Source organism: Rhodococcus olei (genome assembly GCF_039540555.1).
In the GTDB taxonomy this organism is placed as follows: Bacteria; Actinomycetota; Actinomycetes; order Mycobacteriales; family Mycobacteriaceae; genus Rhodococcus_G; species Rhodococcus_G olei.
The window spans coordinates 57,457-83,494 of sequence record NZ_BAABFB010000018.1 but is presented as its reverse complement, the minus strand read 5'-3'; the positions used below and the strand labels follow the sequence as shown (position 1 = coordinate 83,494).

Annotated in this window: 28 protein-coding genes and 1 pseudogene; 13 read left to right on the top strand and 16 right to left on the bottom strand. The window is 70.7% G+C overall.

All coding sequences use genetic code 11. From position 1 onward, the window contains the following. Positions 1-350: 350 nt before the first annotated feature. Positions 351-443, top strand: a pseudogene (locus ABD951_RS03510) (pyridoxal 5'-phosphate synthase lyase subunit PdxS); the annotation flags it as partial. An 84-nt stretch (positions 444-527) separates the two neighbouring features. Here ABD951_RS03510 and ABD951_RS03505 read toward each other — a convergent pair. The 3 genes from ABD951_RS03505 to ABD951_RS03495 are packed head-to-tail and all read right to left on the bottom strand — an operon-like array spanning position 528 to position 3,643. Beyond that, entirely contained in the window at positions 528-1,376 is an 849-nt protein-coding gene (locus ABD951_RS03505; RefSeq protein ID WP_345342197.1) for a TIGR02569 family protein, read from the bottom strand. Between the two features lie 60 nt (positions 1,377-1,436). Then, positions 1,437-2,642, bottom strand: coding sequence for an adenylyltransferase/sulfurtransferase MoeZ (moeZ, locus tag ABD951_RS03500; RefSeq protein WP_345342196.1), 1,206 nt, complete (start codon positions 2,640-2,642; stop codon positions 1,437-1,439). Between the two features lie 59 nt (positions 2,643-2,701). Continuing rightward, positions 2,702-3,643, bottom strand: coding sequence for a DUF3152 domain-containing protein (locus tag ABD951_RS03495; RefSeq protein ID WP_345342237.1), 942 nt, complete (start codon positions 3,641-3,643; stop codon positions 2,702-2,704). Between the two features lie 417 nt (positions 3,644-4,060). Here ABD951_RS03495 and fasR point away from each other — a divergent pair, with 417 nt between their 5' ends. Then, positions 4,061-4,708 carry an HTH-type transcriptional activator FasR gene (fasR, locus tag ABD951_RS03490; protein WP_345342195.1) on the top strand — a complete coding sequence of 216 codons (648 nt, stop codon included), beginning with the start codon at positions 4,061-4,063 and terminating at the stop codon, positions 4,706-4,708. A gap of 122 nt (positions 4,709-4,830) precedes the next feature. Here the strand turns inward: fasR and ABD951_RS03485 are convergent, their stop codons facing one another. Together ABD951_RS03485 and ABD951_RS03480 are read right to left on the bottom strand one after the other, a co-directional pair. Next, a complete protein-coding gene (locus ABD951_RS03485; RefSeq protein ID WP_345342193.1) occupies positions 4,831-5,058 on the bottom strand; it encodes a DUF3107 domain-containing protein in 228 nt (75 codons plus the stop codon). Between the two features lie 135 nt (positions 5,059-5,193). Then, positions 5,194-5,874: a ferritin-like fold-containing protein gene (locus tag ABD951_RS03480; RefSeq protein ID WP_345342191.1), complete on the bottom strand. Its 681-nt coding sequence runs from the start codon at positions 5,872-5,874 to the stop codon at positions 5,194-5,196. Positions 5,875-6,230: 356 nt separating this feature from the next. Here ABD951_RS03480 and ABD951_RS03475 point away from each other — a divergent pair, with 356 nt between their 5' ends. Both ABD951_RS03475 and ABD951_RS03470 read left to right on the top strand, forming a co-directional pair. Beyond that, positions 6,231-7,823, top strand: a complete 1,593-nt coding sequence (locus tag ABD951_RS03475; RefSeq protein ID WP_345342189.1) for a DEAD/DEAH box helicase — start codon at positions 6,231-6,233, stop codon at positions 7,821-7,823. A 10-nt stretch (positions 7,824-7,833) separates the two neighbouring features. After that, positions 7,834-9,066 (top strand): Rv3212 family protein, encoded by a 1,233-nt coding sequence (locus ABD951_RS03470; protein ID WP_345342187.1) that lies wholly within the window; start codon positions 7,834-7,836, stop codon positions 9,064-9,066. 38 nt (positions 9,067-9,104) lie between these two features. Here the strand turns inward: ABD951_RS03470 and ABD951_RS03465 are convergent, their stop codons facing one another. Next, positions 9,105-9,899, bottom strand: a complete 795-nt coding sequence (locus ABD951_RS03465) for a ParA family protein (protein WP_345342185.1) — start codon at positions 9,897-9,899, stop codon at positions 9,105-9,107. Between the two features lie 61 nt (positions 9,900-9,960). Between ABD951_RS03465 and ABD951_RS03460 the strand changes: the two genes are divergently transcribed. Together ABD951_RS03460 and ABD951_RS03455 are read left to right on the top strand one after the other, a co-directional pair. Continuing rightward, positions 9,961-10,560, top strand: a complete 600-nt coding sequence (locus tag ABD951_RS03460) for an acid phosphatase (RefSeq protein ID WP_345342183.1) — start codon at positions 9,961-9,963, stop codon at positions 10,558-10,560. Between the two features lie 30 nt (positions 10,561-10,590). Continuing rightward, positions 10,591-11,064, top strand: coding sequence for a GNAT family N-acetyltransferase (locus ABD951_RS03455; RefSeq protein ID WP_345342181.1), 474 nt, complete (start codon positions 10,591-10,593; stop codon positions 11,062-11,064). Between the two features lie 10 nt (positions 11,065-11,074). Here the strand turns inward: ABD951_RS03455 and ABD951_RS03450 are convergent, their stop codons facing one another. Then, positions 11,075-11,500 carry a hypothetical protein gene (locus tag ABD951_RS03450; RefSeq protein WP_345342179.1) on the bottom strand — a complete coding sequence of 142 codons (426 nt, stop codon included), beginning with the start codon at positions 11,498-11,500 and terminating at the stop codon, positions 11,075-11,077. Between the two features lie 77 nt (positions 11,501-11,577). Here ABD951_RS03450 and ABD951_RS03445 point away from each other — a divergent pair, with 77 nt between their 5' ends. Together ABD951_RS03445 and ABD951_RS03440 are read left to right on the top strand one after the other, a co-directional pair. Then, entirely contained in the window at positions 11,578-12,534 is a 957-nt protein-coding gene (locus tag ABD951_RS03445; RefSeq protein ID WP_345342176.1) for a diacylglycerol/lipid kinase family protein, read from the top strand. 329 nt (positions 12,535-12,863) lie between these two features. Further along, on the top strand, positions 12,864-13,118 hold the full coding sequence (locus ABD951_RS03440) for a WhiB family transcriptional regulator (protein WP_007537924.1): 255 nt from the start codon (positions 12,864-12,866) through the stop codon (positions 13,116-13,118). A gap of 91 nt (positions 13,119-13,209) precedes the next feature. Here the strand turns inward: ABD951_RS03440 and ABD951_RS03435 are convergent, their stop codons facing one another. After that, on the bottom strand, positions 13,210-14,724 hold the full coding sequence (locus tag ABD951_RS03435) for a sensor histidine kinase (protein WP_345342151.1): 1,515 nt from the start codon (positions 14,722-14,724) through the stop codon (positions 13,210-13,212). A gap of 12 nt (positions 14,725-14,736) precedes the next feature. After that, positions 14,737-14,952: a biotin/lipoyl-binding carrier protein gene (locus tag ABD951_RS03430; protein WP_345342149.1), complete on the bottom strand. Its 216-nt coding sequence runs from the start codon at positions 14,950-14,952 to the stop codon at positions 14,737-14,739. 95 nt (positions 14,953-15,047) lie between these two features. On the opposite strand from ABD951_RS03430, the gene ABD951_RS28615 reads away from it, so the two are divergent. Beyond that, entirely contained in the window at positions 15,048-15,122 is a 75-nt protein-coding gene (locus ABD951_RS28615) for a 50S ribosomal protein bL37 (protein ID WP_022597109.1), read from the top strand. Between the two features lie 288 nt (positions 15,123-15,410). Here the strand turns inward: ABD951_RS28615 and rsrA are convergent, their stop codons facing one another. Then, complete coding sequence (gene rsrA / locus ABD951_RS03425; RefSeq protein ID WP_345342147.1) at positions 15,411-15,692, bottom strand: mycothiol system anti-sigma-R factor; 282 nt, start codon at positions 15,690-15,692, stop codon at positions 15,411-15,413. Then, positions 15,689-16,354, bottom strand: coding sequence for a sigma-70 family RNA polymerase sigma factor (locus tag ABD951_RS03420; RefSeq protein WP_345342235.1), 666 nt, complete (start codon positions 16,352-16,354; stop codon positions 15,689-15,691). Before ABD951_RS03420 ends, rsrA begins: the two co-directional genes overlap by 4 nt. A gap of 229 nt (positions 16,355-16,583) precedes the next feature. On the opposite strand from ABD951_RS03420, the gene ybaK reads away from it, so the two are divergent. Continuing rightward, positions 16,584-17,078, top strand: a complete 495-nt coding sequence (ybaK, locus tag ABD951_RS03415; RefSeq protein ID WP_345342145.1) for a Cys-tRNA(Pro) deacylase — start codon at positions 16,584-16,586, stop codon at positions 17,076-17,078. Between the two features lie 78 nt (positions 17,079-17,156). Then, positions 17,157-18,152, top strand: a complete 996-nt coding sequence (locus ABD951_RS03410; RefSeq protein WP_345342143.1) for an LLM class flavin-dependent oxidoreductase — start codon at positions 17,157-17,159, stop codon at positions 18,150-18,152. A 59-nt stretch (positions 18,153-18,211) separates the two neighbouring features. Here ABD951_RS03410 and ABD951_RS03405 read toward each other — a convergent pair whose 3' ends face one another. Beyond that, entirely contained in the window at positions 18,212-19,000 is a 789-nt protein-coding gene (locus ABD951_RS03405; RefSeq protein WP_345342141.1) for an SOS response-associated peptidase, read from the bottom strand. 68 nt (positions 19,001-19,068) lie between these two features. Between ABD951_RS03405 and aroA the strand changes: the two genes are divergently transcribed. Together aroA and rsgA are read left to right on the top strand one after the other, a co-directional pair. Continuing rightward, a complete protein-coding gene (gene aroA / locus ABD951_RS03400; RefSeq protein WP_345342139.1) occupies positions 19,069-20,382 on the top strand; it encodes a 3-phosphoshikimate 1-carboxyvinyltransferase in 1,314 nt (437 codons plus the stop codon). Continuing rightward, on the top strand, positions 20,379-21,395 hold the full coding sequence (rsgA, locus tag ABD951_RS03395) for a ribosome small subunit-dependent GTPase A (RefSeq protein ID WP_345342233.1): 1,017 nt from the start codon (positions 20,379-20,381) through the stop codon (positions 21,393-21,395). Before aroA ends, rsgA begins: the two co-directional genes overlap by 4 nt. Before the next feature lie 360 nt (positions 21,396-21,755). Here the strand turns inward: rsgA and ABD951_RS03390 are convergent, their stop codons facing one another. The 4 genes from ABD951_RS03390 to ABD951_RS03375 form a co-directional block, all read right to left on the bottom strand. Further along, positions 21,756-23,012 (bottom strand): fatty acid desaturase family protein, encoded by a 1,257-nt coding sequence (locus ABD951_RS03390; protein ID WP_345342137.1) that lies wholly within the window; start codon positions 23,010-23,012, stop codon positions 21,756-21,758. A 90-nt stretch (positions 23,013-23,102) separates the two neighbouring features. Then, positions 23,103-24,320 (bottom strand): fatty acid desaturase family protein, encoded by a 1,218-nt coding sequence (locus ABD951_RS03385; RefSeq protein ID WP_345342135.1) that lies wholly within the window; start codon positions 24,318-24,320, stop codon positions 23,103-23,105. A gap of 6 nt (positions 24,321-24,326) precedes the next feature. Continuing rightward, on the bottom strand, positions 24,327-25,442 hold the full coding sequence (locus tag ABD951_RS03380; protein WP_345342133.1) for a ferredoxin reductase: 1,116 nt from the start codon (positions 25,440-25,442) through the stop codon (positions 24,327-24,329). An 83-nt stretch (positions 25,443-25,525) separates the two neighbouring features. Continuing rightward, a complete protein-coding gene (locus ABD951_RS03375; RefSeq protein ID WP_345342131.1) occupies positions 25,526-26,035 on the bottom strand; it encodes a DUF6912 family protein in 510 nt (169 codons plus the stop codon). Positions 26,036-26,038 lie beyond the last annotated feature (3 nt).

Sequence of the window (26,038 nt, the reverse complement as noted above, 5' to 3'; positions counted from 1 at the left end):
CACTCCTGATCGACGACTCGATGTGAAACCGTGTTCTATTATCCTGTAGTTGACAGTAGCCAGGCAACGGCAAATGTCAAGCAGGAGTCTCGCTCATGATTAGAACGTGATTGCATTCCGTCGGCACGCGCCGAGCCGGGGGAACGCAACGAGCCCCCGGCTCGAAGGCCGGGGGCTCGGGGGCTCGGGGGCGCGGGGATGAGCGGACTCGGTGCCGGCGGCAGTGCCGCGTCCGCGAACGGCGGTCCGCCCTCGGGGGTGCGGTGTTCGACGGTGCGCATCATCGGGTGGCGAGTGACGGTGCCGCTCCGGCCCCACCGTCGGAGCATCAGACCCCTGTCGCGAAGCTCCTCGTCGCGAAGGTCTCCCGCGGTCTCGGTGAGGCGATGGTCGGCATCAACGTCGACGAGATCCCGCAGCCGCACCGGACGGCCGAAAGCGGACGACGGCCGGCGCGCAGCCGGCACCTGCGGTGCCGCACCCTCGCTCCGGGACTCGGTGATGACCGAACCCGGAGCGGGTCCGGGTCAGAGCATCAGCCGGATCAGGTCGGCCGTGCGCACCAGCCCGGGCAGCGCCTCCGCGGTGGACCGTGGGTGCAGTGCGTGCACAGCGAGCCGGAACATCAACGCGCGCAACAACATCTGCGGCCACTCGGGCAGGTCCTCCCACCGCCCGATCAGCTCCTCGTCCGCCCCGCCCCAGGACAGCGCGTCGACGACGACCACGCCCGCCGCCCAGGCGGCCGGCCGCCAGTACGGGGTGATGTCCGTGATGCCCGGCGCCTCCGACCCGGAGAACAGCACGGTGCCGAACAGGTCGCCGTGCACCAACTGGTCGGGGCTGAGCACCGGCTTGCGCAACGTCGCCAGCTGCCCGATCAGCTCGATGCTCGTGCGACCGTCCGCGGAGGTCGGCTCGAACTGCCCCTTCACTCCCCGCAACGGCACCTGCTCCCACGCCGCCCGGTCGGCGGCCACGAACACGTCGACGTCCTGCCACGGCGGCACCGGCGGCTGCACCAGGAATCGTGGCCGCTCCAGTGCCGTGGTCGCGGCGTGCAGCCGCAGCGACAACGAGACCACCTCGTCGTGCCGCGGCTCGGGTGTGCCGTCGATGAAGGTGTCGGCGCGCCAGCCGGACACGACGTAGCGCCCGTCGGTCGCGCGGACCGGACGCGCCAGCCGCACACCGTCGGGGTCGAGGGTCTCGCGCACCTTCGCGGACCAGGCCGCGCGCGCATGATCGGCCACCGGCGACAGCACGACGTCGTCGCAGCGCCAGCCCCCCTCCCAGTCCGGGCCGAGCGGGACGGGCGTCGTCTCGCGCAGGCCGAAGGTGGACCGCACATGGGAGGGAGGTTCGACAGAGCTCACGCACCCAAACCTACCGCCGGTATGCCCTCTCACCGGCGCTGACGCGCCCTGTGCGTGCCGCTAGTAGGTGGGCATGCTCGGGTCCACCTGGTGAGCCCACGCGACGATGCCGCCCTGCAGATGGGTCGCGTCGGCGAATCCGGCCCGCTCGAGCGCGGCGAGCACCTCGGCGGACCGGATGCCGGTCTTGCAGTAGAGCGTGATCGGGCGATCCTGCGGCAACTCGGCGAGGGCCTCACCGGAGAGGATGCGGTCCTTCGGTATCAGCGTCGCGCCCGGCAGGTGCACGATGTCCCACTCGACGGGCTCGCGGACGTCGATCAGGGCGATGTCCTTGCCCGCGTCGATCAGCTCGGCCAACTCGGGGGCGGTCAGCGTCGCCCCGGACGCGGCGGCCCGGGCCTCGTCGGACACCACCCCGCAGAACGCGTCGTAGTCGACCAGCTCGGTGACCGGCACCCGGCCCGGGTCGCGGCGCAGCCGGACCGTCCGGTAGGTCATCGCGAGCGCGTCGTAGATCATCAACCGGCCCAGCAGGGACTCCCCGATCCCGGTGATCAGCTTGATCGCCTCGGTCGCCATGATCGACCCGATCGACGCGCACAGCACCCCGAGCACACCGCCCTCGGCGCACGACGGCACCATGCCCGGCGGCGGCGCCTCCGGGTACAGGTCGCGGTAGTTCAGCCCGCGGCCGTCCGGAGCGGCCTCCCAGAACACCGACACCTGGCCCTCGAACCGGTAGATCGACCCCCACACGTAGGGCTTGCCCGCGAGGATCGCGGCGTCGTTGACGAGGTAGCGGGTGGCGAAGTTGTCGGTGCCGTCGAGGATCAGGTCGTACTGCGCGAACAGCTCGACCGCGTTGGTGTTGTCGAGGCGCAGCTCGTGCAGCCGCACGTCGACCCGGTCGTTGATCTCGAGGATCTTCTCACGCGCGCTGTGCGCCTTCGGCCGGCCGACATCGGAGCGACCGTGGATCACCTGCCGCTGCAGGTTCGACTCCTCGACCTCGTCGAACTCGACGATGCCGATGGTCCCGACGCCGGCCGCCGCGAGGTACAGCAGCGTCGGCGACCCGAGGCCGCCGGCGCCGATCACCAGGACCTTCGCATTCTTGATCCGCTTCTGCCCGGTGACGCCGACGTTCGGGATGATCAGGTGGCGGCTGTAGCGCGCCACCTCCTCGCGGCTGAGTTCGGCGGCGGGGTCGACCAGCGGCGGCAGCGGGCCCAGCGGTGCGGAGGCTGACGTGGGAGCGGACATGGCATCCATTGTCCCCTGCGGCGCGCCGGGCCCGAGGCCCGGCCGACCGCGCACCCCGCTCAGGCCCGCGGGTACGGCCAGGGGTTGAACCGGCAGGCCTTGCCGTCCATCGGCACGACCCCTTCCGGGTCGAGTTTGGCGATGTCGTTGTTCGCGGTCCCGAATGTCTGCTGCATCATCACCGGCGCCAGCCCGCCGTCGGCCTCGCACGGCTGGTGCTGCTGGTAACCGATCGCGTGCCCGACCTCGTGGTTGATCTGGTACTGCCGGTAGGAGCCGATGTCACCCTGGTAGGCGACGGCGCCACGCACCCAGCGCGGCTCGTTGAGGACCACCCGGTCGATGCCCGGGTTGTAGCAGGAGACCTCCAACTGGATGTCGTAGCCACAGGCGTCGCGGATCGTCATCTGGGAGGTCAGCGAGATCCGGAACGTCGGGTCGCCGGAGTCGACACGCTGGAACGCGAATCGCGGGTCGTGAGTCCAGCTCTTCGGGTTGGCGAGAGTCTGGTCGACCATCCGCGCGAACGACTCGTCGCCGCCGAAGCCGGACGTGTCGACGCCGTTCTCCACCTCGACGGTGTAGGTGAACACCTGCTCGGTGCCCTGCCCGACCTTCGGACCGGCCCCGGGGACCACCCGCCAGACGCCGGCGCCGGTGGCGGTGAACGGTCCGCCGTCCGGCAGGGCCCCGGAGGGCACCGATGCGGCGTAGTTGCCGTCACCCTGGGGCGGGACCCCGATCACGCCGGTGCCGTCGGTGCTGGTGCTGCGGGTCCCGAAGCCCGGGTCGCCGTACGCCCCGGACTCGGACGGACCGCCGCGCACCGCGTCGACGACGACGAGGATCGTGACCACGATCAGGACCGGTATCGCGTAGGCCCGCCAGCCGTAGGTGGCGACGAACCGGCCGAGCCGGCTCTGCTTGCGCACCTGACGGTCGGGTCGCGGACTGCGCGGCCGGCGGGTGCTGTCGCCGATCGGATCCCACGACGCCCGCAGCGGCTGGTGCGATCCGGCGCGGCGGTCGTCCGTCCGGACGGAGCTCTCCGCTGCGGTGTCCGGGTGCCCGGCGTCGTCGGTGCGATCCTCTTCGGCCCCCAGCGGGTGTCCAACGCTGGGGCGCGGTCCGCCTCGATCGATCACCCGACCAGGGTCTCACAGATGGCAGCACCGCCCACCCGGGCACGCCGGTACCAGGCCCGACAGCGCCGCGACCTGCGCCGGAACGTCGTGATGTGCACTGGACACACCGCCGTCACAGTGACCTGGAATACTCGAAGGGAAAGCATTCGTGAATTCGCGGATGTCCGGACACCGGTCCGGTACTGTTCGATCACTTTGTGCACCCGGTGCCGTGAGCCTCCTCACCCACGCAGCACGAGGCACGGATTGTGAAGACGCAGATTGGGAGCACAAATGACTGACCTGGCGGATCGCTCCGCAACGACCTCCGGCCGGCAGGGCGCCAAGCGCAGCACCCGGCTGCCCCGGGACGCACGGCGCCTTCAACTGCTGCAAGCCGCCAGCGAGGTGTTCGTCAGCCGCGGCTACCACGCCGCGGGCATGGACGAGATCGCCGAGTGCGCCGGCGTCAGCAAGCCCGTCCTGTACCAGCACTTCCCCGGCAAGCTCGACCTGTACCTCGCGGTGCTGCAGAGCTATGTCGACAGCCTGATCTCCGGGGTCCGTCAGGCCCTGCGGTCGACCACCGACAACCGGCAGCGGGTCCGCGCCGCGGTGCAGGCGTTCTTCGACTTCGTCGACAACGACAGCCAGGGGTACCGACTGGTGTTCGAGTCGGACCTGATGGGCGACCCGCAGGTGCTCGCCCGCGTCGACCGCGCGACCGAGGCGTGCGTGGACGCCGTGTTCGACCTCGTCGCCCACGATTCCGGCCTCGACCCGTACCGGGCCCGCATCCTCGCGGTCGGCCTGGTCGGCACCAGTCAGTTCACCGCCCGGTACTGGCTGCAGGCGAACCGGCCGATCCCCAAGGAGGAGGCGGTGGACACCACCGTCGCACTGGCCTGGGGCGGCCTGTCGCACGTTCCCCTGCAGCCCTGACCCGGCCGCTCCCGGCGGGCGCGGCCCGCGACCACGCCGAGAGCACGGAACATCGAGACGAGACAGAGAAACGGGGCGCGGATCACTCCGCGCCCCGTTTCGCCGTTCCGGCTGCGGTGGCGTCAGCTCGCGAAGCCGACCTTGCGGCTGTCCGGCTGACCGATCTCCACGTACGCGACCTTCGACGCCTGGATCAGGAACTTGCGCCCCTTGTCGTCGGTGAGGGCGAGCACACCGGACGCGTCGCCGCCGATCGCCGCGGAGACGAGCTCGGTCACCTCGTCCGGGGTCTGCGCACTGCTCAGGATCAGCTCGCGCGGGCTGTCAGAAATGCCGATCTTGACCTCCACGGCCAACCTCCGGTCTCTCGTGCCATCACTTCTGGTGCCAGGCTAGTGCAGCCGCCTGCCGCGACACCCGCACCCGGCGTGTGCTGAGAGCGAACACGGCCGCCGCCGCCGCGGTGCCGGACCGACCGGGTCCGGTCAGACGAGGCCGAGCACGGCCATCCGCTCGGCGTGCCGCTGCTGCATCCGGTCGAACAGGGCCGCGACGCCGTTGAGGTCGCCGCTCGCGGTGAGCACCAGGTCGGTCAGTGCCTCCCGCTGTGCCATCACGTACTGGGACTGGGTGATCGCCTCCCCGAGCAGCCGCCGGCCCCACAGCATCAGGCGGTCCTTCTCCTTCGTGCTCGCCTGCACGGCCGCACTGACCTCGTGGACGACGAACTCGGAGTGCCCGGTCTCGGCGAGCACCTCCCGCACGACCGCCCCGACGGACGGGTCGAGCCGACCGGCGATCTCCAGATAGAAGTCGGCGGCGATGCCGTCCCCGACATACGCCTTGACCAGCGACTCGAGCCACGTCGACGGGTGGGTGGAGGCGTGGTAGTCGTCGAGCGGGGTGACGAACGGGGCCATCGCGTCGTACACGTCGAGGCCGCGATCCGTGAGCGCGGATTCGAGCCTCTCGAAATGTCGCATCTCGGCCCCCGCCATCCGGGCCAGCGCGACCCGGCCGGCCATCGTCGGCGACATGCGGGCGTCGTCGGCGAGGCGGTAGAAGGCGGAGATCTCGCCGCACGCCAGCACGGCGAACAGCTCACTCACACCCGGGTGATCGGCGGCGACGACGGGGGACAGCGAATCGGCGGAATTGGCACCCATGCGGGACAGCCTAGGACCTGTGCGACGGATCCTTCCGGGCGCACCAGATGAGACGGACACCACTCCTCACCCGTACGCTCACCTGCGAAGTCGGCAGCTGCGGTTACCATGGTTACGGGGCGCCGCCCGACAATCCGACCGATCGGACTCGTCGAACGGTTGCGGCGGTCCACCGAAATTGTGCGCGCACCTGATCCACAGGTCCGTTCCCGCGCCGCGCCGAGATCCGAATTCTCCGCGCCCGGCAGCAGGAACCGCGGCTGGCGGACGAGGGCACCGACGAGAGTCGGACATTGGGCACCGCCCAGTGCCGGACACCGGGTTCCGCCCGGCGGCCTGGCCCAGCTCGTGCGCGCGTGCCGACGAGGAAGGCCAGACCACTGAGCAAGATCACGATCGACCACGAAGACGATGCGAGCGAGACCACCCTGTCCGCCCAGCTCGACGACACCCACACCGCCCCCACCTTCGCCGAACTCGGCGTCCGTGACGAGATCGTCCGGGCCCTGTCCGACATCGGCATCGACCGCACGTTCGCGATCCAGGAGCTCACGCTCCCGCTGGCGCTGGCAGGCGACGACCTGATCGGTCAGGCGCGGACGGGCATGGGCAAGACGTTCGGCTTCGGGGTGCCGCTGCTGCACCGGGTCACCACCGCCGACTCCGGCACGACGCCGCTCGACGGCACCCCGCGGGCGCTGGTGATCGTGCCGACCCGCGAGCTGTGCATCCAGGTCACCGAGGACCTGGTCAACGCGAGCAAGTACCTGCCGGGCGGCACCCGCGACCGGCTCGAGGTCCTCTCGATCTACGGCGGCCGCCCCTACGAGACCCAGATCGAGGCCCTGCAGAAGGGCGTCGACGTCATCGTCGGCACCCCGGGCCGCCTGCTCGACCTCGCGAAGCAGGGCCACCTGATCCTCGGCAAGGTCGGGGTGCTGGTGCTCGACGAAGCCGACGAGATGCTCGACCTCGGCTTCCTGCCCGACATCGAACGCATCCTGGGGATGGTCCCCGACGCCCGCCAGACCATGCTCTTCTCGGCCACGATGCCGGGCCCGATCATCACCCTGGCCCGCACGTTCCTGACCCGGCCGACGCACATCCGCGCCGAGGAGCCGGAGTCGTCCGCGGTGCACGACCGCACCACCCAGCACATCTACCGGGCCCACGCCCTGGACAAGGCCGAGCTGGTCGCCCGGGTGCTGCAGGCGGAGGGGCGCGGCGCGACGATGATCTTCACCCGCACGAAGCGGACCGCCCAGAAGGTCGCGGACGACCTGAGCGAGCGCGGGTTCTCCGTCGGCGCCGTGCACGGCGACCTCGGGCAGATCGCCCGGGAGAAGGCGCTCAAGGCGTTCCGCACCGGCAAGGTGGACGTGCTCGTCGCGACCGACGTCGCGGCCCGCGGCATCGACATCGACGACGTCACCCACGTCGTCAACTACCAGTGCCCGGAGGACGAGAAGACCTATGTGCACCGGATCGGCCGGACCGGCCGCGCCGGCCGCACCGGCACCGCCGTCACCCTCGTCGACTGGGACGACGTGCCGCGCTGGCAGATGATCGACAAGGCCCTCGACCTCGGGGTGCCGGAGCCGATCGAGACCTACTCGAGCTCCGAGCACCTGTACGCGGACCTGAACATCCCCGAGAACGCGAAGGGCACCATCCGGCGTCCGAAGCCGGAACGCGCACAGCAGGTTTCGACCGAGGGTGACGAAACCTCGGATCGTCCCCGCCGGACCCGCACCCGCAAGCGCACCCGCGGCGGCCGGGCTGCGGACGCCGCGACCACCGCCCCGACCGACACCTCCTCGGAGACCGTCGCCCCGGAGCCGTCGTCGCCGTCCGGCGAGGCCGCCCCGGCACGCCGCCGGCGTCGTCGCCGTCGCCCGTCCACGGGCGCGGGCACCCCGGAGTCCGCGGCCGCGCCCTCGGCCGAGTAATCCGGCCACCGTGCTCGCACCCGAGCGGCGCACCCGCGCCGACGTCCTGGCCGCGTGCGCGATCGCGGTCGCGGTGCTGGTGGCGGCCGGGGTGATCTGGCTGACCGGCGATGCCCGCAGCACCGAGTCGGTGACGGCCACCCACCCCGCCACCCCGGCCGAGTCGGCGACGGCGGTCCCCGACACCCTCACCGAGGCGTGGCGGGCCGACAGCGACGCCTCCCGGGCCCCGGTGTCCGCCGGCGGCGCCGCGGTCACCGCGAACGACGACACCGTCACCGGCCGCGATCCGCGGACCGGCGAAGCCCTGTGGACGTACCGTCGGGACCGGGCGCTGTGCGGGGTGATCGGGGCGTGGAACACCGCGGTCGCGGTCTACCCGGACGACCGCGGCTGCGGCCAGGTCACCCAGCTCGACGGGTCCACCGGTGTCCGGAAGGCCCAGCGGTCGAGCGACGCCGACAACCCGGTGACGCTGTCGGAGGACGGTACGTACCTCACCTCGCTCGGCGACACCCGGATGGAACTGTGGCGCTCGGACCTGGTGCGCACGCTCGAGTTCGGTCGCGTCGACGCGCCGGTGAACCCGGGCGCGCAGCCGCGGACCGGGTGCACGCTGCTGTCGTCCGCGTCGAGCAGCAGCCGGGTCTCGGTGCTGGAGTCGTGCCCGGACGAGGCCGCGGTCCGGCTCAGCGTGCTCAACCCCGCCCCGAAGGACAACTCGGCGCCGCAGGAGTACGGGTCCCGGGTGCTCGACGAGGCCGGCCGGGCCGGGTCCGGGGCGCGTGTGCTCGCGGTGTCCGGGGAACGCACCGCCGTCTACGTGCCGGCCACCCGGACGTCGGGTCCGGTGGTCGCCGTCTTCGACGGCACCGCGAACGAGGTGGCGCGGCATCCGGCACCGGCCGACGTCGCCCCGACCACCGTCGTCACGCGCGCCGGATCGTTCCTGTCCTGGTGGACCGGATCTCGTGTGATCTCGTTGCGCACAACGGATTTCACACCAGGATGGTCGATCGACGGGGCGCTGGGCCCGGGCACCCCGATGGCCGGGCAGTTCCTGGTCCCGGTCGACGGCGGTGTCGTCGTGGTCGACCCGGCCACCGGCGCCGAGGTCCGTCGCATCGCGGTCGACCGGTCCGGCACCGCGACCCCCGCGGCCGGCGGCCGTCCGGTCACGTCGGTCGCGCTCGGCTCCGTGCTCCTCGAGCAGCGCGGCGACGAACTCGTCGCGCTGCGCTGACGCGCCCGGGAGTGAATGTCACCCGCCCGGGGTGACATTCACTCACAGGCAGCGAAGCTGCGCAGCTCCCGACCCTCGTCCCAGTGCGCGACAAGGTTTTCCGCGAGCTCGCGGTAGGCCTGGGCCCCCTTGTTCGTGCGGCCCGCGAGGACCGTCGCCCCGGACGCACTGGCCTCCGCGAACCGCACCGTGCGCGGGATCGGCGGCGCCAGGACCGGCAGGCCGTAGCGATCCGCGACGTCGGCCAGCACGTCCCGGCTGTGCGTGGTGCGGGAGTCGTACAGCGTGGGCAGCGCACCGAGCAGCGTCAGGTCGGGGTTGGTGATCTGCTGCACCTCCGAGACGGTGCGCAGCAGCTGCCCGACCCCGCGGTGCGCGAGCGTCTCGCACTGCAGCGGGACCAGCACCGCGTCGGCGGCGGTCAGCCCGTTGAGGGTGAGCACCCCGAGCGACGGGGGGCAGTCGACGAGCACCACGTCGAAGTCGTCTCCCAGTGTCGCGATCGCCCGCTTGAGCGTGAACTCGCGCCCCGGCCGCATCAGCAGCACCGCCTCCGCACCCGCGAGGTCGATCGTCGCCGGGACCAGCGAGATCCCCTCCTCGGTGTCGAGGACGACGTCGCGGATCGACGACTGCCCGGTGAGCACCTCGTGAACCGACGATTCGAGACGGTCCGGGTTGTGGCCCAGCGAGAACGTCAGACACCCCTGCGGATCCAGGTCCACGACGAGCACCTTGCGTCCCAGCCCCGCCAGCGCCGCGGCCAGCGACGCCACCGTCGTGGTCTTCGCGACCCCACCCTTTTGATTCGCCACCGCGAGCACAGTTGTCACGGCAGTGATCTTTGCGCACTCGGGGCGCGCTGGCGAGTGCGCGGCCTGAGATGATTCGTGAGTGCCCACCGACGAGACCGACATTCCCGACACCGCCCGCATCGTGCTGCTCCGGCACGGCGTGACCGAGTGGTCGGCCGCGGGCCGCCACACGGGACGCACCGACGTCCCCCTCGCCGGCGCAGGCGCGCAGCAGGCCGCGGTCGCGGGCGACCGGATCACGGCGCTGGGGCTGCGGGATCCGGAGGTCCTGTGCAGCCCGCGCCTGCGGTCGCTGCGCACCGCCGAACTGGCCGCGTTGGCCGCCCGCACCTGGGACGCACTCGTCGAATGGGACTACGGCGACTACGAGGGACGGACGACCCCCGAGATCCGGCAGCAGGTGCCGCACTGGTCGGTGTGGACGCACCCGTGCCCGGGCGGGGAGGAGGCCGACACCGTGGAGTCCCGCGCGGACATGGTGCTGTCGATCGCCGAATCCCACCTCCCCCGCCGCGACGTCGTCCTCGTCGGGCACGGCCACTTCTCCCGTGCCCTGATCGCCCGCTGGGCCGGACTTCCGCTGGTCGAGGGCCGGCGGTTCGCGATGGCCCCGGGTGCGATCACCGTCCTCGGCTACGAGCGCGGCGTCCGGCAGATCGTCACCCACAACCACCACTGACCGTCGACACGGAAACGAAAGAGGAACAGCATGATTCGCCGGGTCGCCCCCGCGGACGTCGCCGCCGTCACCGGACTCGTGTACGAGCTCGCCGAGTACGAGCGGGCCCGCCACGAGTGCACGGTCACCGAGTCACAGCTGACCGCGGCCCTGTTCGGCGCGAACCCGGCGGTGTTCGGTCACGTGGCCGAGGAGGACGGCGCCGTCGTCGGCACGGCCCTGTGGTTCCGGAACTTCTCCACCTGGGACGGGGTGCACGGGATCCATCTCGAGGACCTGTATGTACAGCCGCGGTTCCGGGGGCGCGGGTACGGCAAGGCACTGCTCGCGACGCTGGCCCGGGAGTGCACCGACAGCGGGTACACCCGGCTGACGTGGTCGGTGCTGAAGTGGAACACCCCGTCCATCGACTTCTACGAGTCGCTCGGGGCGGACGCGCAGGACGAGTGGACCGGCTACCGGCTCAGCGGCGACGCGCTCGCCGCACTGGCGGCGACGGTCTGACCGCGGCCGGTCACTGCTCGCCGGGCGCGCGGCCGCCGTACTCCTGCGCCATCCAGCGCGAGGTCGGCGCGGAGAACAGGCACACCAGCGCCGGCACGACGACCACCGCGAACGTCACACCGAGGACGGGCTGATGCGAGTCGGTGAGCAGCGCCCACACGACCGGCAGGAGCAGCAACTGCGCCACGACCGCGATCGCCCGGCCCCAGCGACGCCCCCACAGCAGCGCCAGCCCGGCGGCGAGGACCGCGCCACCGAGGATCACGAACCACGCCGCCGTGCCGTACGGGTTGGCGGCATCCTGGTCGTGACCGAGCAACCCGCGGATCACCAGGACGACGGCGACGACGACGGCGACGGCGCCTTCGAACGCGACGAGCCCACCCGCCCATCGAACCGTGGCGGGAACGGGCTGGGGTGCGGGCGAGTCGGACACGGCGCCAGCCTATAGAACGCCGTACCGGGGTCGACGGGAACTCCCGGCCCACCGCGCACCGTCTAGGCTGACCACCCGTGCGTGCGCTGCTGATCGTCAACCCGAACGCGACCTCGACCACCCCCGCTGCCCGCGACCTGCTGGCCCACGCGTTGGAGAGTCGGGTCCCGCTGCGCGTCGTGACGACGACTCACCGCGGGCACGCCGCCGAACTGGCGCGGCGGGCGCCCCTGGAGGGCATCGGACTGATCGTCGTGCACGGCGGCGACGGCACCGTCAACGAGGTCGTCAACGGCCTGCTGGGCGCCCCGGAGCCGGGGTCGATGAGTGCGATGCAGATCGGACCGGTCCCGCCCCTCGCGGTGCTGCCGGGCGGCTCGGCCAACGTCTTCGCCCGGTCGCTCGGGATCAGCCCGGACCCCGTGGTGGCGACGAACCAGTTGATCGAGCTGCTGGAGCTGCGGGAGCGGCGCCGGATCGGGCTCGCGCACTGCGACGGGCGCTGGTTCACGTTCAACGCCGGGATGGGACTGGACGCGCAGGTCTGCGAGGCGATCGACCTGGCCCGCGCCAAGGGCCACTCCGCGACCCCGTCGCGCTACGTGCGCACGTCGATCCGCGCGTTCTTCCGCAACCGCCGCCTGGAACCGAAACTGACCGTCGAGATTCCCGGCCACGATCCGGTGGAAGGGGTGCACTACGCGTTCGTGTCGAACTCGAGCCCGTGGACGTACCTCGACGACCGGCCGATCGCGGTGAACCCGGAGACCGGTTTCGACACCGGACTCGGCGTCTTCGCGATGCGCACGATGGGCGTCGCGGCCAGCCTGCCGGTGGTCCGCCAGCTCCTGACTCCCGGATCGAATCCGAAGGCGCGCAAGCTCTTTCGTGTAGACGACACTCCGCGCGTGCACGTCAGGTCGAGCGCACCCATCGGGCTGCAGCTGGACGGGGACTACATCGGCAAGCGCACCGACGTCGAGTTTGTCGCGGTCCCGAATGCACTGACGGTGGTGGCCCCGAGGCTGGGCTGAACGACCCGAGCACGCGCCGCCGGCGCGGCGCGGGACGCCGCCGTCGACCGCCCTCCGACGGGAAAGTTTCGGACGAGAACTGTACCCCATAGTGCAAAACCGCCGTCAGCGGGGTACAAAGTAATGCAGACCACATCGGCTTTCCGGAAAGAGTGAGTTACCCCACGGAAGGGCCAATTTCTATTGACTTCCTGCGTGTTCGTGAAAGCATTCACAAGCAACAGCGCGGAAACACACGCCTCCCCGCGCATGAACGACGCGACACGAATCGGTGCGAATCGCACCGGAGACGACACGGTGCGATTCGCACCCGGTAAAGGAGCAGAAGGATGGACTGGCGCCACAAGGCAATCTGTCGGGACGAGGACCCGGAGTTGTTCTTCCCTGTGGGCAACAGCGGGCCGGCCATCGCCCAGATCGCGGACGCCAAGCTGGTGTGCAACCGCTGCCCCGTGACCGCCGACTGCCTGTCGTGGGCCCTCGAGTCCGGCCAGGACGCGGGCGTCTGGGGCGGCATGAGCGAGGACGAGCGTCGCGCGCTCAAGCGTCGGAACGCGCGCACCCGGGCCCGCAGCGCGGTCTAGTACACACTTCCACGTGTGAGGCCCGGCACCGAAAGGTGCCGGGCCTCACACGTTTTCGCGGTGTCGCGCCCAGACCGCAGAGGACGTCCCGTCACAACCGGGCCGGAGCCCGACGCCCCAACGGGATCCGCAACGCCGCGTCGACGCCGCCGTCCTCGGCGGGGTGCAGGCCGAGCGACCCGTTCAGTTCCGCCGACACCAGTGTCCGCACGATCTGCAGGCCGAGACTGTCCGAACGCTCCAGGCTGAATCCCTCCGGCAGCCCGCGCCCGTCGTCGTGGATCACGACGTCCAGCCACCGCGCCGACCGCGTGGCCTGCAGCGTCACCGTCCCGCTCTGGCCCCCCTCGTAGCCGTGCTCGATGGCGTTCTGCACGAGTTCGGTCAGCACCATCACCAGCGGGGTCGCCCGCTCGGCGGGGAACACCCCGAAACTGCCCTCGCGGCGGATCTGCACGGCGCTGTTGACCACCGCGACGTCGGCCATGATCGGCACCAGCCGGTCCACGAGCTCGTCGAGGTTGACCTCCTCGTCCACCGACATCGACAGGATGTCGTGGACGAGCGCGATCGACGTGACCCGCCGCACCGACTCGGTCAACGCCTGCCGCGCCTCGTCGTGCTGGGTGCGCCGGGCCTGCAACCGCAGCAGCGCGGCCACGGTTTGCAGGTTGTTCTTCACCCGGTGATGGATCTCCCGGATCGTCGCGTCCTTGCTGAGCAGTGCCCGGTCCCGTCGCTTGACCTCGGTGACGTCCCGGATCAGCACCACCGCGCCCGCCGACTGGCCACCCGGGCGCAGCACCAGGGTGCGGAGCAACACGATCGCGCCGCGCGCCTCGACCTCCATCCGCTTGCCGGCCTTCCCGGCCAGCGCGGCCCGGATGTCGGCGGCGACGTCCTGCGCGGCGAACGGATCGGTGACCAGCGTCCTCGTCACCGATGCCAGGTCACTGCCGGTCAGCGTGGTCGTGGTCAGTCCCATCCGGTGATACGCCGACAGCGCGTTCGGGCTCGCGTACACGACGGTGCCGTCCGGATCGAGCCGGATGAAGCCGTCGCCCGCCCGCGGGCTCGACAGGATCTCGCTGTGCTCCTCCGGGGTCGGGAATGTGCCCTCGCTGATCATCTGGCACAGCTCGCCCGCACAGTCCAGGTACGCGACCTCCAGCGGGCTGGACTGCCGCTGCTGGGTCGGGTTCGTGTCGCGGCTCAGGACCGCGATGACGTCCCCGCTGCAGCGCACCGGAATGGCCTCCCGGCGGACCGGGGACCCGTTGCCGGACCGACCGTCCGGAACCCGCACGATCCGCCACTCCGCGAGCGCCTGCTGCACGTGCGGATGCTCGACCTCCGAGGCCACCCAGCCGACCGCGTCCTCCGCGAACGCCGTCGGGGCGGTCGTCGGCCGGCACTGGGCGACGCACACCAGGCGGGTGTCTGCGTCCGGGTCGGGTCCGCCGGCGTCGGTCGGCACCCACAGCAGGACGTCGGCGAACGACAGGTCCGCCAGCAGCTGCCACTCCCCGACCACACGCTGCAGGTGGTCGACGGCGTCGCCGGGCAGGTCGGTGTGCTCGGCGAGCAGATCGCTCAGCGTCGACATCGGGCGGTCGGATCAGGAGATGACGGCGATCAGGTCGCCCTGCTGAATGACGTCGCCCACCGACACGTCGACCGAGGCGACGGTGCCGTCGATCTCCGCGATCACCGGGATCTCCATCTTCATCGACTCCAGGATGACGAGCGTGTCACCCTCCTTGACCACGTCCCCGGCGGACACAACCACCTGGAAGACGGTGGAGACCATCTCGGCGCGCACGTCCTCGGCCATCGAGCACCTCACTTGTCTAGACCTGCCAGTGAAAGTACAGCCAACCACACGTGGAAGAATGTCCCCGAACGAGATCGGACAGAAGGGAGACAACCATGGGTAAGCGTGGTCGCAAGAAGCGCAGCCGCAAGGGCAACGCCGCCAACCACGGCAAGCGTCCCAACGCCTGAGCGCGTAGGCGAAGCCGCACAGGGCCGGACACCGAAGGGTGTCCGGCCCTGTCGCGTATCCGGGACGTCGCGAGCTCCCCGGCCCCGAGTCACGAGCGCATCCGAAGCCCAGAACCGTACAACACAACCATCTTTCGCATTCGCCCGCGGCCCCACCGCCCGCACGCGATCCACCCGACTTCCGCGGAAACCGCCCGATCGGGGGCATGCACGCCTCCGGGCACACGTGAGGCCGGGACACATCCGTGTCCCGGCCTCACGCCGCGGGTCGGCTCCCGCGACGGTCGATCACAGCCCCGGGTCGACCCGGGTGATGATCGTGGTCTGGCTCAGCTGGATCCGCAGCCGCTGCCGGAGGCTGTCCGGGGCGTGCTCGCCGCCGCACTTGCGGGCGAGCAGCGACTTGACCTTCGCCTCGATGCCGTACGCCTCGAAGCAGGAGCCGCAGTCCTCCATGTGCCGCTGCAGCCGGGCCCGGGTGCGGTCGTCGCACTCGTTGTCGAGCATCAGCCACACGTCGGCGATCACGGCGGAGCAGTCGAGCTGCTCGAATTCGTTCTGCTCGCTCACCGCGAAGCCTCCTGCTCGTGCCCCACGGCGGACCCGACGGCGCCGCTCCGGTTGAATCCTCGTTCCCTGGCCACATCGGCGAGCAGACCGCGGAGCTGCTTGCGGCCTCGGTGCAGGCGCGACATCACGGTCCCGATCGGGGTGCCCATGATCTCGGCGATCTCCTTGTACGGGAAGCCCTCGACGTCGGCGTAGTACACCGCCATCCGGAACTCCTCCGGCAACTCCTGCAGGGCGTTCTTGATGTCGTCGTCCGGCAATGCGTCCAGCGCCTCGACCTCCGCGGACCGCAGGCCCTGCGAGGTGTGCTCGGCGGTGGCGGCGAGCTGCCAGTCGGTGATCTCGTCCGTCGGGTACTGCGCGGGCTGCCGCTGCTTCTTGCGGTACGAGTTGATGTACGTGTTCGTCAGGATCCGGTACAGCCACGCCTTGAGGTTCGTCCCCTCCTTGAAGGAACGGAACGCGGAGTACGCCTTGACGAACGTCTCCTGCACGAGGTCCTCGGCGTCCGCCGGGTTGCGGGTCATCCGCAGCGCCGCGCCGTACAGCTGGTCCAGCAGCGGCAGGGCGTCCCGTTCGAAACGCCGCGTCAGCTCGGCCTCGGATTCGGGGGCTGCGGATTCCGGGGCCTCGTTCGCCGGGGAGTCGACGGTCGGCTCGATGTCGGGTTGCTCGGTCCGGTCGTGGGGCACGCTGATCCCTTCGCTCGCGTCAGAGATCAAGGCTACCGCCACCGCGTCCCCGAAACTGCGTTCGGTGGGACGCTCCAGGCATTGCACCGGCACGGGCGACTCCTTTCGAGTGGGACCGACGTGCTCGGTGCAACGCACAATCCACGGCCGCTGTTCCCGACGCGCACCGCCACCGGTCGCCGATCTACAGTTTCGGGACATGGCAGGCTCCGCAACTCCCGCGACACAGGCCCTGGTCAAGGCGAAGGTCGAGCACCGGGTGCACAGCTACGACCACGATCCGGCCAGCGCCTCCTACGGCGACGAGGCCGTCGACGCGCTCGCCGGCGAGCTCGGCGTGCAGGCCGCGCAGATCTTCAAGACGCTGGTGATCAAGACGTCCGACGGGAAGCTCGCGGTCGCGGTGCTTCCGGTTCCGGAGAAGCTCTCGCTGAAGGCGGCAGCCGCGGCGCTGGGGTCGGGCAAGGCGGTGATGGCGGACCAGACCGAGGCGCAGCGCGCCACCGGCTACGTGCTCGGCGGGATCTCCCCGCTCGGACAACGCAAGAAGCTGCCGACGGTGATCGACTCGTCGGCGACGGACTGGGATCGGGTGCTGTGCAGTGCCGGCCGCCGCGGACTCGAGATCGACCTCGACCCGAGCGACCTGGTGCGGCTCACCGGCGCCGTGCTCGCTCCGATCACCGCCGGCTGAGCGGGCCGGAATACCCCACACCCGCGGACCGTTGCACAGGGCAACGAATTCTGTCTGTGTACGAAAGCGGGTGCCCTCGTGACCGTCCCCCTCTCCATCCTCGACCTGGCCCAGATCGGTTCGGGCGAGACCGCCCGAGACAGTTTCCGGGCGAGCGTGCAGATGGCACAGGCGGCGGAACGGCAGGGATACACCCGCATCTGGTACGCCGAGCACCACAACATGCCGTCCATCGCGTCGTCGGCGACGAGCGTGCTGATCGCGCACGTCGCCGCGAACACCGAGACCATCCGTCTCGGGTCGGGCGGTGTGATGCTGCCCAACCATTCGCCGCTGACGATCGCGGAACAGTTCGGCACCCTCGCCGAGCTGCACCCGGGCCGCATCGACCTCGGCCTCGGCCGCGCCCCCGGCAGCGACCAGCAGACCCTGCGGGCGCTGCGCCGCGACCCGTCGTCCGCGGAGTCGTTCCCCCAGGACGTGCTCGAACTGCAGGGCTACCTGACCGGCCCGTCCCGCGTCCCCGGCATCGAGGCGACCCCGGGCAAGGGCACCGACGTGCCGCTGTACATCCTCGGCTCGTCGCTGTTCGGCGCGAAGCTCGCCGCGCTGCTCGGCCTGCCGTACGCATTCGCGTCGCACTTCGCACCGAACGCCCTCGACGACGCGATCGCGATCTACCGCCGCGAGTTCCGGCCGTCCGCCCAGCTCGCGGAGCCGTACGTGATCGCGGCGATGAACGTGATCGCCGCCGACACCGAGGACGAAGCACAACGGCTGTTCACCGCGACGCAGCGCAAACGGGTCGCGCTGTTCGTCGGTCGCGGGCGAACGTTCACCCCGGACGAGTTGGACCTGGTGCTGACGTCTCCCGCAGGACAGCAGGTGCTGCGGATGCTCGAGCACACCGCCGTCGGCACACCGCGCCAGGTGCGCGACCACCTGGACGCGTTCACCGACCGCACCGGCGCCGACGAGCTGATGGTCGTCTCGGCCGCCACCGAGCGCGCGGCGTGGCTCCGCTCGCTGGAACTGGTCGCGGAGGTCAGCGGCCTGACCGCCGCCGCCCACTGACCCGGTTCGGACCCCGCCTTCGGGTTCCCCGATGTCACATCGGGGAACCCGAGGCGGGGTCAGAGCAGGGTGATCTGCTCCCCGACCGCGGACCCGGGCGGGGCCGCAGGCGTGACCAGGTCGGGTCCGTCGTTGCGCACGCTGTTCACCCGGTCGGAGACCAGCCGGATCTCGATGCCCGCGGCGGTCTGCTCGTCGACCCCGGCGAGCAGGTCGGCCGGGACGTCGGCGTCCGGGTCCAGCCAGCGGTCCCAGTGCTCCGGCGTGAGGATCAGCGGCATCCGGTCGTGCACCGACGCCAGCTCCCCGACCGCGTCGGTCGTCAGGATCGTGCAGCTGAGCAGCGGTTCCGAGGCGTCGGGCCGGGACGCCGGGTCGTGCCACACCGACCACAGCCCGGCCATGAACAGCCGGGACCCGTCGCGCGGGGTCATGAAGTGCGGAACCTTCACGACCTTCCCGCCCGCGGTCGGTTCGGCGGTCCACTCGTACCAGCCGTCCATCGGCACCAGGGCCCGCTTCGTCTTCACCGCGGCCCGGAACGCCGGCTTGGTGGCGGCGGTGTCGGCACGGGCGTTGAACAGCGGCGCGGACCGCGCCGGCGCGCCGCCCTCGCCGGCCTTGGTCCACGGCGGCACCAGGCCCCAGCGCATCCGGCGGATCCGCCGCGTCGGCGGATCCGTCGGGTGCGCGCGGTCGTGACGTGCGACCACCGCCAGCACCGGGTCGGTGGGCGCGACGTTGTACCGCTCCGTCGGCTGGGGTGGGGCCGAGGCCGTCTCGTCGATCGCATCGAGTTCGACGGCCAGCAGGGCCGGGTCGACCGTGGTCGCGTATCTGCCGCACATGCCCACCATTGTGTGCCCGCCCACCGACGCGTGTGCCCGTGCACCGGCACCGGCCACGATGCGGGAAGATGGTGCACGTGAGTCTGTGGAGAGCGCCCGTCGCCGAATCGCCCGTGCACGCCACCGTGACCCTGCCCGGATCGAAGTCGATCACCAACCGGGCCCTGATCCTCGCGGCACTCGCGGACGGTCCGTCCACGGTCACCGGCGCGCTGCGCAGCCGCGACGCCGATCTGATGATCGACGGCCTGCGTGCGCTCGGGGTCGGGATCGACGAGGTCGACGGATCCGCGACGACGCTGCGCGTGACGCCGGGCGCGATGCACGGCGGTGCGGTCGACTGCGGTCTGGCCGGCACCGTGATGCGCTTCCTGCCTCCGGTGGCCGCCCTCGCGGACGGCGAGGTCGCGTTCGACGGCGACGAGCAGGCCCGCACCCGGCCGCTCGCCACGATCCTCGAGGCACTGCGCGGACTCGGTGTCACGATCGACGGCGACGGCCTGCCGTTCACGGTCGACGGTCGCGGCGGGGTGCCCGGCGGCGAGGTGACGATCGACGCGTCCGGGTCGTCGCAGTTCGTCTCCGGGTTGCTGCTGTCGGCCGCGCGGTTCGGCCGCGGCGTCACCGTGCACCACGACGGCGGGTCGGTGCCGTCCATGCCGCACATCGACATGACCGTGGAGATGCTCCGCCGCACCGGTGTCCGGGTGCACACCCCGGAGGCCGGGCAGCCGGCGACCTGGCGGGTCGAGCCCGGGCCGGTGTCGGCGGTGGACTGGATCGTCGAACCCGACCTGTCGAACGCGACGCCGTTCCTCGCCGCCGCGGCCGTCACCGGCGGCACCGTGAGTGTGCCGCTGTGGCCGGCGACCACCACCCAACCGGGCGACGCGATCCGCGGGATCCTCACGGACATGGGCGCGACTGTGGCCCTTGAAGATTCGTTGCTGACGGTGACCGGACCGGCGCGCCTGCGCGGCATCGACGTCGACCTGCACGACATCGGCGAGCTCACGCCGACGGTCGCCGCACTCGCCGCGCTCGCCGACTCGCCGTCGACGCTGCGGGGCATCGCGCACCTGCGCGGCCACGAAACCGACCGGCTCGCAGCGCTCTCCGCGGAGATCAACGCGCTCGGCGGCGCGGTCACCGAGACGCCCGACGGCCTGCGGATCGAGCCTCGACCGCTGCACGGCGGCACCTGGCACTCGTACGCGGACCACCGGATGGCGACCGCCGGAGCGATCATCGGCCTGGTCACCGCCGACGTCGACGTTCACGACGTCGGCACCACCGCGAAGACCCTGCCGGGATTCGAAAAACTGTGGGCGGCAATGCTGATGGCGCCGCACCCCGATACCCAGATCGGGGCGCCCTCCTGAGCGCCCGCCGGTACGACGAGTCCGACGTCCGGATCCGCCCGGGCAAGGGCTCGCGGCCGCGCACCAAGAACCGGCCCGAGCACCGGACCGCCGAATCCGCGATGGTGGTGTCGGTGGACCGCGGCCGCTGGGGCTGTGTGCTCGACGGCGACCCGGACCGTCCCGTCGTCGCGATGCGGGCCCGCGAACTGGGCCGCACCCCGATCGTCGTCGGCGACCGCGTCGGGGTGGTCGGCGACGTCTCCGGCCGCGTCGACACCCTTGCGCGGATCGTCCGCGTCGAGGACCGGACCACCGTCCTGCGCCGCACCGCCGACGACACCGATCCGTACGAGCGGGTCGTCGTCGCGAACGCCTCCCAGTTGCTGATCGTCGTCGCGCTCGCCGACCCGCCGCCGCGCACCGGGTTCGTCGAACGGGCCCTCGTCGCCGCCTACGTCGGCGGGCTCGCACCGATCCTGTGCCTGACCAAGGGCGATCTCGCGGACCATCGGGAGTTCGCGGCCGCGTTCGAGGACCTCGACGTGCCGGTCGTGCTGGCCGGGACCACCGAACCGCTCGACGCGGTGCAGCGGATCCTCGCCGGCCGGGTCACCGCCCTGATCGGCCATTCCGGCGTCGGGAAGTCCACCCTGGTCAACCGCCTCGTCCCCGACGCGGATCGCGCCACCGGCGTGGTGTCCGGCGTCGGCAAGGGCAGGCACACCTCCACGCAGTCGGTCGCGCTGCCGCTGCCGGTGCTCCCGGGTGCGCCGGCCGACGAGCCGCGCGGCTGGGTGGTCGACACCCCCGGCATCCGGTCCTTCGGTCTCGCGCACATCTCCCCCGACGACGTGATGGGTGCGTTCACCGACCTGGCCGCCGCGATCGAGGACTGCCCGCGCGGCTGCACGCACCTCGGGCCGCCCGCCGACCCCGAGTGCGCCCTCGACCGCCTCGACGGGCAGGCCGCGCGCCGCGCCGGAGCCGTCCGGCAGCTCCTGGTCGCATTGTCGTCCAACGAGGCGTGGTAGCGCGCGCGGTCACGGTTGCGACTCGACAAAGTGTCGTTCTGCACCACGCCACCAGGTCTGTTTACACTGTACGAGCTCTATCTGATTCGAATCAGCTCAAGTCACGACACAGGCGAGACCTACTCGCCCGACACGAGACAAAGGGAGAAATTCAGATGGGTAGCTTCGAAGAAGTCCTCACGGCCGGCTCGTCGATCTTCGGCGACGTCAAGAGCATCCTCGCCACGCTGACGAACCTCGGCTCGTCGATCGTCGGCTCCACCGAAGCGTAGCGGCCCGACACACCGCTGGGGGCCCACCGTAACGGCGGGCCCCCAGCGGAGCGGGTCTTCCAGAACTCGGGCGCGGGTCTCCCGAAGCTCAGGAGCGAGGCGAGGCGCTCGACAGCAGCTTGCGCAGTCCACGCCGCTTCTTCGTCTCGCGGATCGCGGTCCGCAGACCACGCGCACGCCCCGTCCCCGGGTCGACGGTGAGCACCGTCTCGCGGCCCTCCCACTTACGTTCAGAGGCCGTTTCCGGGGCGTCGTCGACCGTGTCCCGCAGGTACTGGTTCGGCAACGACAGCTTCGCGATGGTGCGCCACGACTTCCCGTACTGCACGAGCAACGGACCCGTGGTGTACGGCAGGTCGTACTTGTCGCACAGCTCGCGCACCCGCACCGCGATCTCGGCGTACCGGTTCGACGGCAGGTCCGGGAAGATGTGGTGCTCGATCTGGTAGCTGAGGTTGCCGGTCATGAAGTCCATCACCCGGCCGCCGGAGATGTTCGCGCTGCCGAGCATCTGGCGCAGGTACCACTGGGCCTGCGTCTCCTTGTCGATGTCCTCCTTGGTGAACTTCTCGGCGCCGTCCGGAAAGTGGCCGCAGAAGATCACGGCGTTGGTCCACACGTTGCGGATCATGTTCGCCGTCAGGTTCGCCGTCATCGTCGACTTCCACGCCTTGCCCGTGAGCGCCGGGAACAGGACGTAGTCCTTGAGGAGCTGCTTGCCCATCTTCTGGCCGACCTCGCGCAGCTTCCGCTTGGTCTCCTCGCGGTCGTCACGCCCCTTCGCGACCTTGCCGAGCTCGACGTGCTGGGCGGCGATGCCGAACTCGAAGAACAACGCGAGCAGGGTGTTGTAGGCCAGGTTGCCGGCGTTGAACGGCTTCCACCGCTGGTCCCGGGTGACGCGCAGCAGGCCGTATCCCACATCGTCGTCCATGCCGAGGATGTTGGTGTACTTGTGGTGCAGGTAGTTGTGGGTCTGCTTCCAGTGCGCGGACGGCCCGACGACGTCCCACTCCCAGCTCGCGGAGTGCACCTCGGGGTCGTTCATCCAGTCCCACTGCCCGTGCATCACGTTGTGCCCGAGCTCCATGTTCTCGATGATCTTCGAGACGCCGAGCATGCCGGCACCGAGCAGCCACAGCGGGCGCTTGCGGCTGCCGAACAGCACGGCCCGGCCACCGACCTCCAGGGACCGCTGCAACCGGATGGTGTTGCGCAGATACCGGGCGTCACGCTCGCCGCGCGACTCCTCCACGTCGCGACGGATCGCGTCCAGCTCCCGACCGAGCGCCTCGATGTCGGCCTCGGTGAGATGCGCGTACTCCTTGATGTCCGAAATAGCCATCGTTCTCCCCGGCCCTCGACTTCTCTTACCGTGCCTACCGTACCGTAGGTTACGGGTCCGTAGGTTGTCTGGATTCAGGTGTGAGGTGGTTCACACCCGGTCGCGCAGCCTGCGCAGGGCGGACCGCAACCCGACCCGCCGCCCCGTCTGCGGATCGACCGGCGCAGGCAGCCCGGCACCGCCGAACTTGCGCTCGGACGACGTCTCTGGCGCGTCGTCCGACGTCGCCCGCAGCAAACGGTCCGGCAGCGACAACTTCAGCACCGTCCGCAACGACAGCAGGTACTGGTGCGTCAGTGATCCCGTCGTGTACGGCAGGTCGTAGCGGTCGCACAACGCCCGCACCCGTACCGACACCTCCCGCAGCCGATTGCTCGGCAGGTCGGGGAACAGGTGGTGCTCGATCTGGAAGCTGAGGTTGCCGGTCATGAAGTCCAGCACCCGGCCGCCGGAGATGTTGGCGCTGCCGAGCATCTGCCGCAGATACCACTGCGGCTTGGTCTCGCGCTCGTACTCGGCGACCGTGAACTTCTCGGCACCGTCCGGGAAGTGGCCGCAGAAGATCACCGCGTGCGCCCACACGTTCCGGATCACGTTCGCGGTCAGATTCGCCGTCAGCGTGCTGCGCCAGGCGGGACCGGTCAGGGCCGGGAACAGCACGTAGTCCTTGACGACCTGCCGGGTCGCCTTGCGGGCGAACTCGCGGTCCACCTCCCGGCGGTGGTCCTCGCCCCGCACGGCCTCCGCCTCGCGGGTGATGTTCCAGTCGTGCAGGGCGATCCCCCACTCGAACGTGGTCGCGAGGACGACGTTCGCGAGGGGCTGGAGCAGGTTGACCGGCCGCCACGGCACGTCCCGGGTGATCCGGATGATCCCGAACTGGACGTCCTCGTCCATCCCGACGACGTTCGTGTAGGTGTGGTGCGAGTAGTTGTGGGCGCGTTTCCACTGCGAGGACGGCCCGGTCTGGTCCCACTCCCAGGTCGTCGAGTGGATCTCCGGATCGTTCATCCAGTCCCACTGACCGTGGACGATGTTGTGACCGAGCTCCATGTTCTCGACGATCTTGGCCACGCCGAGCATGGACGCGCCGACCCACCAGGCCGGCCGGTGGCGGCTGCCGAACAGGGCCAGGCGGCCACCGAACTCCAGCACCCGCTGCAGCCGGATCACGTTGTGGATGTACCGCGCGTCGCGGGCGCCCCGGGAGTCCTCCACGTCGCGGCGGATCCGGTCGAGTTCGCGACCGAGCTCCTCGATGTCGGAGTCGGTCAGGTGCGCGAACTCCGCGATCTCCGTGATGGCCACGAGACGCTACAGATCGATGGTGCAGTCGCCGGCGGGCGCGGAAACACAGGTCTGCACCCGCTCGCCCTCGCCGTGCTCGCGACCCGACCGCAGATCCCGCACGTGTCCCGAGAGCAGCGGCGCCACACACGTCTGACAGATGCCCATCCGGCAGCCGAACGGCATCTGCACGCCGACGTTCTCGCCGGCCTCGAGGACGGTCGTCGCACCGTCGACCTCGACCGACCGCCCCGACTTCGCGAACGTCACCGTGCCACCCTGACCGGACGTGTCGGCACGCGAGATCGTGAACCTCTCGGTGTGCAGCCGGTCGGAGACACCGGCGTCGGCCCACACCTTCTCCACCTCGTCGAGCATCTGCGCGGGACCGCAGGCCCAGGTCTGCCGCTCCCGCCAGTCCGGGTACAGCTCGTCGAGGTCGGCGAGCCGGAACCGGCCACCGGTCCGCGTGTGCTGGACGTGCGAGACGAAGCTCGGGTGCGACTCGTGCAGGCCGGCCAGTTCGCCCCCGAACATCACGTCCTCCTCGGTCGGCGCCGAGTGGACGTGCACGATGTCCGGCAATTCCCCGCGACGGACCATCGACCGCAACATCGCCATCACCGGGGTGATGCCGCTGCCGGCGGTCAGGAACAGGATCTTCGCCGGCGGCGGCTCGGGCAGCGAGAAGTTGCCCTGCGGGGCCGCCAGGCGCACCACGGTGCCTGCGGGCACGCCGTTGATCAGGTGGCTCGACAGCCGGCCCTCCGGCATCGCCTTCACCGCGATCGTGATCAGCTTGTGGTCACGGCTCGGCGGCGACGTCAGCGAATACGAGCGCCAGTGGAAACGGCCGTCGACGAGGATGCCGATGCCGATGTACTGACCCGGCTGGTAGTCGAAATCGAAGCCCCACCCGGGTTTGATGACGAGGGTTGCCGAGTCGGACGTCTCCGTGCGGACCTCGACGACCTTCCCGCGCAGTTCGCGCGCCGACCACAGCGGGTTGGCCAGGTGCAGGAAGTCGTCCGGCAACAGCGGGGTCGTCGCCCGGGTGACCGCTCCGCGCAGCATGTTCAAACTCGGCCGTCGCGGTGCCGACACGTTCGCCGCCGGCGCCTCGAGCCACTTCCTCAGACCCATCCAACTTCCGTCCACTAGCCCAGGTTACGGGTCCGTAGGTTACCCGCTGGAAGGCCCACCTGTCACGCGGTCGTGCGGACTGGTCAGAGCAGCTCGAGCAGGAAGGGTAGCTCCTGCGTTGCGTACCAGGCCAACTCGTGGTCCTCGGCGTCGCCGAGCACGAACTCCGCGTCCGCGTCACCGAGGTCCGCGGCGTCGACGACCTTCGACGCCCGCTCGATCGCCTGCTCCGCCTCCGAGAGGTCCACGTGCACCGACGCGACCGACGACAACGGCAGCGGACCGGCGAGGCGCACCACGGCGTCGTCGAGATCCGGACGCAGCGTCGCGCCCTCGACGTCGGCGGCGATCACCGCACGGCGGTACACCACGCCGCTCGGTGCGTCGGCGTCCGACTCCGACGCGATCAACCGCAGCGACGCGCGGGCCGCCTCGGTCATCGCGACCTCGGCGAGTTCGTCGTCGTCGCCGATGGCGTACGCCTCCCGCAGGGCCGGCGTCACCGCGAACGCGGTGCGGCTGACCGGATCGAGCTGCTCCTCGGCGACCAACCGCTGCAGCATCGTGATCGTCGCGGGCACGTAGACCCTCATGCA